Annotated in this window: 9 protein-coding genes; 2 read left to right on the top strand and 7 right to left on the bottom strand. The window is 50.3% G+C overall.

Annotated elements, in window-relative coordinates; translation table 11 throughout:
- Positions 1-336 (top strand): response regulator (locus tag JW883_16145; protein ID MBN1843797.1); only part of this gene is annotated, 336 nt, incomplete at its 5' end.
- A 240-nt stretch (positions 337-576) separates the two neighbouring features.
- Here JW883_16145 and JW883_16140 read toward each other — a convergent pair.
- From JW883_16140 to JW883_16110, 7 genes are all read right to left on the bottom strand, one after another.
- A complete protein-coding gene (locus tag JW883_16140) occupies positions 577-1,308 on the bottom strand; it encodes a hypothetical protein (GenBank protein MBN1843796.1) in 732 nt (243 codons plus the stop codon).
- 35 nt (positions 1,309-1,343) lie between these two features.
- Positions 1,344-2,132, bottom strand: coding sequence for a hypothetical protein (locus JW883_16135; GenBank protein ID MBN1843795.1), 789 nt, complete (start codon positions 2,130-2,132; stop codon positions 1,344-1,346).
- Positions 2,133-2,151: 19 nt separating this feature from the next.
- Positions 2,152-2,379 carry a hypothetical protein gene (locus tag JW883_16130; GenBank protein ID MBN1843794.1) on the bottom strand — a complete coding sequence of 76 codons (228 nt, stop codon included), beginning with the start codon at positions 2,377-2,379 and terminating at the stop codon, positions 2,152-2,154.
- Between the two features lie 671 nt (positions 2,380-3,050).
- Positions 3,051-3,392, bottom strand: a complete 342-nt coding sequence (locus JW883_16125) for a hypothetical protein (protein ID MBN1843793.1) — start codon at positions 3,390-3,392, stop codon at positions 3,051-3,053.
- A 41-nt stretch (positions 3,393-3,433) separates the two neighbouring features.
- Positions 3,434-4,465 (bottom strand): sulfite exporter TauE/SafE family protein, encoded by a 1,032-nt coding sequence (locus JW883_16120; protein MBN1843792.1) that lies wholly within the window; start codon positions 4,463-4,465, stop codon positions 3,434-3,436.
- A gap of 200 nt (positions 4,466-4,665) precedes the next feature.
- Positions 4,666-4,917, bottom strand: a complete 252-nt coding sequence (locus JW883_16115; protein MBN1843791.1) for a hypothetical protein — start codon at positions 4,915-4,917, stop codon at positions 4,666-4,668.
- A 104-nt stretch (positions 4,918-5,021) separates the two neighbouring features.
- A complete protein-coding gene (locus JW883_16110) occupies positions 5,022-5,432 on the bottom strand; it encodes a universal stress protein (protein MBN1843790.1) in 411 nt (136 codons plus the stop codon).
- A 338-nt stretch (positions 5,433-5,770) separates the two neighbouring features.
- Here JW883_16110 and JW883_16105 point away from each other — a divergent pair, with 338 nt between their 5' ends.
- Positions 5,771-8,281 carry a sigma 54-interacting transcriptional regulator gene (locus JW883_16105; protein MBN1843789.1) on the top strand — a complete coding sequence of 837 codons (2,511 nt, stop codon included), beginning with the start codon at positions 5,771-5,773 and terminating at the stop codon, positions 8,279-8,281.
- Positions 8,282-8,305 lie beyond the last annotated feature (24 nt).

Here is an 8,305-nt window from a genome sequence, read left to right as displayed (position 1 = left end):
CACTCGGGGCTCTCCGCCCGCCTGCGGGCCGGAGCCTATGGCGGAGAGCCCGGAGGCTGTGGCCCGCAGGCGGGCGAAGTCGGCAAGGTCAAAACAGAAGATGGAGCTTCTTCCGATCAGCCTTCAGCTTTCAGCCTTCAGCCTTCAGCTCAACCGGAACGGGTTCCGATCGTTGCCTTAACCGCCCATGCGATGAAGGGTGATAACGAGATGTGCATTGAAGCGGGCATGAATGACTATATCGCAAAGCCGATCAAGAGAGAAGTAGTCTTTGAGACTATCGAGAAGTGGGTCTTTAGCAAAGAGAACCAGTTCGGAAGAACTTCCAGCAGGTAAGCTCTAAGTCACAAAAAGGCATCAACCAAAGGCGTTCCACAGATCCGCTAAGACCTCACTGGTGTCCCAGGATGATCCTTGCCGCCATTTCTGGAGACGATTTTAACCACTTTTGACTTTATCGTCTTTTTCTTGGCGCCGATTTCTAATCAGGTTTCCAATATAAGCACCAAGTACGATAGCAAGGCCCAGGGATAAAACCAGACTAAGTATTCCTAATGTGGACATATACCATTCTCCTTACACGATTCTCGTTTTCAAAGCCGACCTGATATAATAGCGCAATATAAAGCGCTTTGTCTCTTTGCAAGTATAACCATAAACTTCCCCCCCGCAAAGGATCAAATGCGGCATGCCTGGATTTGCCGCTAACACGCCCATATCTTCTCTGGTGGGACAAAACCGACTGACAAATAAGTGCGTGTGATAGGTGCCGATAATCGGAAAGGCCCGTTTGGGCAAAAGTTTCTGCCAATTCTCCAGTATTGTCTGCCAGGGCTCGAGATCCAATATTACACCTCTTTCGAGACGCTCCTTAAAAAACCCCTTTAGTTCAAGTTCCTCGGTCAAGACAAGGTCTCTTACTTCAGATACCCTACCTTTTTTCGATCCTACAAGTAAACCGAGGCGTTCTCTCCGCTCTTCCGCGGCCCCTTTGTATTCCAGAAGAAGGATATCATGAACCTGTTTTGAAATAAGAACCTCTTCTACCGGAAATTCTATGGGCATCTTCTCCAACCAGCCCTTGTCCTCCAGGCGCTTGATCTCGCTTTGGATGATCTTTTGAGCAACAGGCATGATCTTCTTCGCTTCCGGACGGTAAAGGTTGAGCTGAAAATGGGTTAGGCCTTTAAAATCGAGATCCTCGTATGCCTTGCGAATCTCCTGGGGAAAAAGGGAAAACCAGGCCGTCCGGGTAGGAACATATTGATTAATGGGGACCTTCTCGAAAAGTTTCTTGAAAGACCACATTCTAAATCAGGAAGGAAGCAGGTGACGCCAGGTTGCTATTTGCCCGGGCGAAGCCTTACTTCATAATCCGGTTTGACCTTTTGCCATCTGGGGGCGACGGCTAGTGAATGTTCTGGGAATACATCTCGTACTTTAGCGGTCCCCACCGAACCGCCATCCGGCGCATAAATGGGGACTATATCACCCTGTTTGACGCCGTGCTCACTTCCCAGGGCAAATGAGATTAACCAATCTTCGCCTGATCGTTTAATCCTGTATATCTCTGTGCGGCCCGAAGCAGCCATAAGCAATTGTTTGCGACCGGAAAGGTGATAGACGAGGGCAAAGGAAAAAACCAAGACAGGGAGGATACCCAAGAAAACCCACCACGGGGACACTCCCCAATGGCGGCGAATATACGACCTGAGGTGGGTTTTGTAAGCAGAAATATCCTTGTAAACCCGGATCCTGTACTGGGTGACCCTTTTTTCAGGAATCTCTGCCTCGCACTTTACCGACAGGGTATGATTACCCGGCTCAACCGATGGGCCGATTTCCAGCGTGCCCCACCAGGCGTGGTGCCAGACACTGCTTTCAGCCTTGGTAAAACGTAATGTAACCCCTTCGGAAGGAGTGGTACAGGAAAGCTGGTTTATCGACTTTATCCGTTTGGACGAGCTTCCGGATATGGGCTGACTCATGCCGGGATAGCCGGAATAGATCCTGGCGGTCCGGTCTGCCCCGTCCATAAACCCGTCAACAGCCAGGGCCAGGCCGAGCACCCCCACAAGGGCAGCCAATCTCCCGACCACCTTAATCCAGAATGAAACTCTTTGAAGTGTCATGGGCAGCAGGCCGAGATGTCTACTTAGGACTGACAGCCCCTGGTTTTGCCTCGATCCCTTCTGTCCTGAATCTCTTAACCAGGGCTCTTGCCAGGAAAAGGGTGATAATGAGCATGGGAATGAAATACTTGAAGAAGATGGGGGTCATATATTCGGGGTTGGTCTTGGCCTGGACGATGCTATAGGCAAGCTCGACAAAAATAAGAATATCCATCACGACGACCACTATCTTCTGTTTGCTATTCATGGGTTGTCGCCGAGGTCTTGTTGGGCGGATTCCGATCATGCCTTCCCCTTTTTCGATTGCAGATTGTTGATGGTTGATCGTCAATTGAATGATAGTTAGTGCCTGAACGAAAACCCTTGGTTCCGAACTGTCATTGCGAGGAGTGAGGGGATTGCTTCGGTCGTACTCCCTCGCAATGACAGAAAAACTGTGCTTCGGGGAGTTTTCGTTCAAGCACTAGTTATCAGAATAGAGCTCAAAGGTCAAGTGTGAAAGCTCAAGGCTCAAAGCTGAAAGCAGGAAAACGAACGCTTTTGCTTTGAGCAATACAAAACGTAACCGTTCACAGCTCCCAAAGTCTGCTGTATCACTGTGCGATATACAGCCACTCATTGCGGGCCTCCGGCCCGTAGACTTCCGGCTCAGAGAGCTTACAGTTCGGAGAGGCTTACGCCCCAGAGGGCGAAGCGAAGCAGTGCGGCGAAGCCGTTGCGAGCCCTGAGTATCTCGGGCGAAGCAATCCCCGTCAATAAGGAAATCACTTCACTTCGTTCGTGACGACCCTTCGGATCGGATTGCTCCGTCGTTCGTTCCTCATTCCTCGCAATGACAGCACGCGTACCGTGTGAACGGTTACTACAAAACGAAGGGGGCAGCCCGACTTCAAGCTGCCCCCACTCCGCCTGTGCTCACTATTTCTTCATAATATCCTGTTTTGTTACGTTCATCACCCTTATGGCCATGTTCTCCGTCCCCTCGACATCGTAAGCGATCCTGAGTATATTTCCGACTTCCGGATCCTTACCAATCAGGCTCTTGGAATAGTTGACTATCAAGGCCTCGCCTGTGGACTTTCCGAAAGGATTGTCCTTGTCCTTGGTCTTGTCGTACAGGTCAATAGTATACGTCTTGTTCTCTTTGTCTATTGCCACGCATTTTCCCTGTACAACTTCTGCGGCCATTGCAGCAGGTGCTATTAATGCAATCGCCAGGGCTACGGTAAACACTGTGGCTAACAGCTTGTTCTTTGACATTTTATGGTTTACCTCCTTTCTTTAACGTGCGCCAAACCTCTTTATGCGCCTGCGGCCTTCTTTGCTCTGAGCTCTGCGAAAGCGCCCTTAAGGCAGATCCTCAGAATAACTAAACACACCCAGGCCACCACGCCCAGAATCAGAATCCCGGCGATCATCGGCTGGCCAAACTGCTTGAGGATAATAGAGGTCATGCAGACCACGATGCAGACCATGAACCAGAATATGATCCCGAGTCCCTTGCTGTATTTGGTGGCGACCGTGCCTATCTGGGCGCCTATGGCAGCACCGCAGAGCATGACAACCACTGCGATCAGCTCGATCCGCCCCTTGAGCGTGTAAGTAAAGGCCCCGTACAGCCCTGAGATCATCACCTCAAAGAGGTCTGTGCCGACAGCTAGATGCGTGGGACAACCGACAAAGTAGATCAGGGCCGGCATACGGAGCATACCGCCACCAATGCCGAGGAACCCTGCCAGCACACCGGTGACAAAACCGACTAGACCAGGCAGCCACAGGGAACAACGGAATCCTGCCGCCTTGAAATTTATCATCGGGGGTATGTTGATCTTGTGAAAGGTCTTGTACCACTCGATCCCGCGCCTCATCTTGACGTCTTCACCTTCCTTGGCTTCCCTTTCTATCTTGCGCTTGCCGAGAATATCCTTGAGAGTCATAAAAAAGATGACGAGCAGAAAACCAACATAGACCCACCGCACCACAGGTCCGACAAACCCGATTGCCTCCAGGTACATGACGAGCCTCGCCCCGATCTCAATTCCTAACATGGTGAAGACGAGCATGGCGAGTCCGAGGGGGACATCCACGTTGCCGAACTTAGCGTGCCGGACGGTTGCAATCATCGATTTTCCGGCAATATGAGCGATATCCGTTCCAATGGCAAAGGCCATGGGAAAGCCCAGGATATTTAGCGCCGGGGTCACCAGCCAAGCGCCCCCCATACCAAAGAACCCGCCGATAACGCCTACGGCGAATCCTATGAGGACAAGGCCGGGCCAAAAAATATCGATGCCCGAAATGGGCATGTACATCAAATACCACGCTGTTTCCATGAGTTAAGCCTCCTTTCTTTGTATCATGAGGGTAACGTCTAACGTCCATCGGTTTCGCGACTCGTTTCGTCCGACGTGGGATAGGCTTCGGCTCAAATATGGTAGAGCACATTCCTAAGCCGACCGACGATTTCCGTAACGAGCTGTCCAACCGCAAACCCTTGACGACTACCCACACAGAATCTTTAAGCTGCGCGGTCTTATTCCTCCAATTCACGGGACGTCAGGTCAAGCCCTGTCCGTGACATGAGTACGTCCATACCGAACCCTAAGGCCGACCCCATGGCCGTGAGAACAACGACCGTCCAGATGCCAAACATCAAGAGATTTGTATTATACATGTTGCCAAAATAGAGATAAATGCCTGCAAGACCACGAGTATCACACACATGGACCAGAAGTTTCCCCTTTTCAGCGGCCCAGACCGGCTCCGGGATCAAGAGATAGGCCATGGTTAAAAAGGCAAACGCTCTGTAAAAAAACGCTCTCATTAGGAATACCTCCTTTCATAGAATCGCTTTGCGATTTTGTACAACGCGGCTAGGCCGCTTGCAAGTTACCGTACCACCAGGACCGAACATGGCGCGTGGGCCGCTACCCTTCCGGCCACGCTCCCTAACAAGAAACGCCCGAGTCCTGCCATGCCCCGGTGCCCCATTACAATGAGATCTGTCTTGGCTTCCTCAGCATATTTGACAATGTTGTCTGCTGGAGACGCCCCTATCTCAACCCGGGTTTGTGGTTTAAGCCCCGCATTTTCAACTACTTCGCTGGCCTTATTCACTGCCCTTGTTGCTTGGTCCTTGAATTTTCCGGCATAGCTGACGGGAATCTCCTCCACATCCTGGAACTCCAGGGCAACAGACATTACGGTCAATTCCGCTCCTTGTTGCTTCGCCAGGTCAATAGCCTTGTCGAGCGCCTTTAAGGCAAACTCAGAATTGTCCACCGGTACCAAAATTTTCATACCTTCTCACCCCTCCTTTCTTTGCTAGTTTTTGCGATATAGAACCGTTGGCCCAGACTGGAAAGGAACAGCAGCAATATGTGTGCCATCCAAATACGATACGATTTCTGGATTTTGGATCGCGGATTTTCTGAACCGGCGATTTTGCATAAAAAGCGCATCGTTGGCAAGGCCAGTATAGGTGAACACGACTATCTTCGTGACATCTACAAAATCTCTTGACGTGCCCCAGAGTAGGTGATAATCAGATGAATGCGAGATTTTGCGAGAAGCAGCTTTTAAGATTGCGGCCATCGTGTCTTAACGATCTTAACGACATGATTTTAAAGGGTTAGAGGATGGGCACTCTTCATCATGACTACGGTCAGTTCCCCCTGTCTTTGATGCGCCATGGTTTTAAGACTTGGCGACTCCGAACAAAGCTTTTGGTTGCATTGATCCCGTCCGTGGTGGTTATTCTTATCCTGACCGGCTATATAACCCTTTGGTTTTCTAGTAAATTTTTGGACGAGGCGGTCAAGGAGAGTCTTCAGATCAAGACCGTTGCCCTTGCCCGCGATTTTGAGATTTTGCTCGGGCAATGCAAAGAGAATCTGCTGGATGTCGCGCAAAGACCTATCACGAGATCAAGGTTCCACAGTTTGCTTAAATCTCGCAGGAACATAAGTGGGGTGCCGTACAGCGAGCTTGGCTTTATCTCACAAAATGGGCAAGACCATGTATACGTTGCGGCTGTGGGCGACGACATATGTTCCGTTCGAGCCGAACATGTGGCCATGATCAGCCCGAGCCCTCTTACTTTGGCATATCATGTTAGCCAGTTGAAAAATGGTGAGGTCTGGATTTCAGACGTCATAGATGTTGTCTACCCTTTTGGACTGGGGGACCGGGATGCCAATAAGGAACCAGCCAAAATAATACGGTTTGTAACGCCTTACTATGATGAAAATGGTTCCAAGGCTGGTGTCTTGCTGCTGTCTGTGGACGCTCGCCAACTTCTGAAGATACTCTCTCAAATCAGTTCTCCGCAGTCCCCCCTGTTCGCCCGTACGGGTGGTTCGCCACCAATCTATGGTTATCTCTTTGATAAAGAGGGATCGATTCTGTTTCACTCAGAGGAGACCCCGGGAAACCTCAAGAAGCTGCCTGCTGACCCTGGGGCGCCCCAGATTGAGGAAGCCATGGTTGAAAAACCTGGTTTTGGATTTCGTTTCAGGCCCAGTTCTCTGGATAAAGATTATTGGCACATTGTAAAGGACGTCCGCAGTGGGAGACACGGATCGGTCAGGATGATCGACCTGGGAGAATATCGCAACCCATCAAGCACTCTCCACTTTCACGGCTATGCCCCCATCCATTTCAATATTGCCCCTGATCGGAAGCCGATCGTCTTTGGCGGGGTTGTTCTGGTGGACAGAAGCAACCTTACAATATGGGCCGGGTACAAACAGATTGATGTGATGTTTCTCGTGACCGTGTTAACCATTATTGTTATTTCCATTCTGATCGTTGGCCTGAGCCGCATCATTACCAGGCCAATTCTGGATCTGGCCGCGGCCGTGAACCACATTCAGCAGACAGGAAAGTTGCAGGAGATCACGCTTTCTAAGTATGACGATGAAACGAGCGGCCTGCAAAGGGCTATCAACAGGATGGTTCTTACGTTGAAAAAACAGATGGAAGAGATCCGTCTAAAAGACGAAATGATCAAGAAGGAGAGCGAGAGGGAGAAGGCCCGGCTGGAAGAGGAGGTGAATGCCCTCAGGAGACGTCTTGAACCCCATGATATTGAAGAGATAATTGGGTTTGGCCAAACCATCGATGCCCTGAAAGGCAATATCTTGAGAGCCGCCTCCGTGGATGCCGATGTCTTGATCGTTGGAGAAACAGGGACCGGCAAACAACTCACAGCAGAGGCCATCCACAAGCACAGCGCCCTGGCGGAAAAACCCTTTATTTCAATAAATTGTGGAGCACTGGATGAGAATCTTCTCTTAGATTCTCTCTTTGGACATGTCAAAGGGGCCTTTACTGAAGCCAGGGTCGACCGCAAGGGCGCTTTTTTGGCCGCAAATGGCGGAACCCTCTTCTTGGATGAGATCGGAGCGGCCTCACTCAGGGTTCAGCAGTCTCTTTTAAGAGCAATCTCTATGCGAAAAATCAAACCCCTCGGGAGTGACGAGGAAACCGAGGTGAATACTCGGTTGATTACGGCAACCAATGTGGACTTAAGGAAATTAATTCGAAAAGGGATTTTTCGGGAAGACCTTTACTACCGCCTTGAAGTCCTAACCATCCGCACCCCCTCCTTGAGGGACCACAAAGAGAATATCCCTGTGCTGGTAGAGGACTTTTTAAATCAGGCAGGTCGCCTCATGAACAGGAAAGACATTGGCATTACCAAGGGCGCCCTTGAAAAGATGAAGAATTATCACTGGCCGGGTAATGTCCGTGAACTTATGAATTGCGTTACTCGAGCTGTGGCCATGGCAGAAGGAGAACTCATACACGTCGATGACATTAGATTAGGTGGCGTGGAAGAGTTCCGTTTTCCTGGGAAGAATGTAGTAGGATATCATTCTCAGCCGGTCAGGCCTGAGCCTCCGACCCAAAACAGTGAGGTTTTTCCCCCAGACCTTAATGTGCGACAAAAGAAGGCGTTCCCGTTTATCGTCCGTAAAGGAGAAATTACCCGTTCAGAGTACCAAGCCGCCGTTGGGAACAATCTGCCGTCTCGCACTGCCCTTTACGACTTACGCGATTTTGTAGAAAGGGGTCTTTTAAAAAAGACCGGCCGCGGTCCGGCAACTCGCTATTATCTCGCTAACTTGCCCGATTCTGCTAAATAAATGTATGTTTTGGCGAGATATAGG

The organism is Deltaproteobacteria bacterium, from assembly GCA_016930875.1.
GTDB lineage: Bacteria > Desulfobacterota > Desulfobacteria > Desulfobacterales.
The sequence above is the reverse complement of the archived record's forward strand: the minus strand, read 5'-3'. Positions and strand labels throughout refer to the sequence as shown.